General features: G+C 60.8%; 1 protein-coding gene. It reads right to left on the bottom strand.

What is annotated here, in order from left to right:
* Window positions 1–261: 261 nt before the first annotated feature.
* The gene (locus tag AC07O1_RS30315; protein WP_495091187.1) at window positions 262–1,365 is read right to left on the bottom strand and encodes an IS110 family RNA-guided transposase; all 1,104 of its coding nucleotides are present in this window, start codon (window positions 1,363–1,365) and stop codon (window positions 262–264) included.
* Window positions 1,366–1,452 lie beyond the last annotated feature (87 nt).

Here is a 1,452-nt window from a genome sequence, read left to right as displayed (position 1 = left end):
CGCCCTTATGTATGGACTCGCCCACACTGGCTACCCGCTTTTCAAACACTGCTACCCGGTTGCATTTATGTATAAGGCCTGTTCGAGGAAGCTGTCTTGGGCTTCTGGCCAACATTGGTTGAGCTCGCGGCATGCCGATTACGTGCAGGCCTCGAAGGCCGGTAAGGGCGCAGGCATCGATCCGCGACGGTCTGACCTGGGTTCAATGTTTTCTAGCAGGGGCTGGAGCGCCGTGGCGCCTCGGTGGCAGAACGCTTTTGATCAGTGACTTGGCGCAGCTGGCCGGCCATCGGCCGGTTGGCTGCGGTAAGTCTGGTCATTTTGTAGCAGCACCCAAACGATTCGAAGGTTGCGGTTCGCCAAGCGTATCGCCGCTTCCTTGCGGCCCAGTCGATCCTGCCAACGTTGCAACCGACGATCGTCGGGCTGCTCTGAATCCGGGCGTAAATGCCTCAATACCGCATGAGCACCTTGAACCATCAGGCTGCGCACATAGCTGTCGCCTCGTTTGCTCATCCTGCCCAGGCGGACCTTCTGCCCGCTGCTGTTCTGCTCAGGCACCATGCCAAAGTAGGCGGCGAACTGGCGTGCATTGGCAAAACGTTCCGGGTCGGTCTGCTTGGCCAAAAGCGCGGTGGCGATGATCGGGCCGATACCGCGCACGCTCATCAGTCGCCGGGCTGTTTTATCCTCGATCGCGGCGTTCTCCAGGCGACCGCTCAGCACGTTGATCCGCTCGCCCAGCTGACGCCATTCGCCCAGCAGCTCGTCGATCAGCTCGCGCAGCATGTCGGGCAAGGGTTGGGTCGCGTCTTCCAGCACCCGAGGCAGGGTCTGACTGATTGCGACATCACCTTGGGCCAGGGTGATGCCGTGCTCCATCAGCAAGCCCCGCATCTGGTTGCTCATGGCTGTACGCCGACGGACATAACCCTGCCGGGCACGGTGCAAGGCCTGCATGGCCAGTGCGGTGGCACTTTTGATGGGGACCGCCGCAATTTTGCTGTCGCGCCCGGCGCGCAATATGGCTCGGGCATCATTACGATCATTTTTGGCGCCGCTGCGGTGCTTGGCCACAAGTTGCGCCGGAAGAATCCGCGCCAGACTGCCCTGAGCCTGTAGCTGGCGCGCCCATGCTTGAGCGCCTGGGCCCGTTTCCATCAGCACCACTACGGTTGGCGGCAGTTGGCGCAGGAAGGTATGAAAGGCTTCACGCGACTTGATTCGTTCTTCGTAAAGCACCTGGCCAAGGGCATTTTCCCCCGCGATCTGGAATACCTGTTTGGCAAGATCGACCGCCACTGTCGTGCAGGTCGATGGATCGGTGGAAGACAGGGACTGTTTAACCGTCGTATGCTTTTTCATGGATTCGCCCTCGCTGTCGGTGGCTTCTTAGACTGCCCCCGTGGCGCATTGACGCCTCGGCGCGGGCGAGTCCATCCAATTACGGCG

This window comes from Pseudomonas sp. GW821-FHT07G10 (genome assembly GCF_059418545.1).
This window is presented reverse-complemented; position numbering and strand designations above follow the sequence as displayed.

Bases quoted from the DNA above. Each gene is read 5' to 3' on its own strand.
- AC07O1_RS30315 (WP_495091187.1), bottom strand. From the start codon at position 1,365: ATGAAAAAGCATACGACGGTTAAACAGTCCCTGTCTTCCACCGATCCA.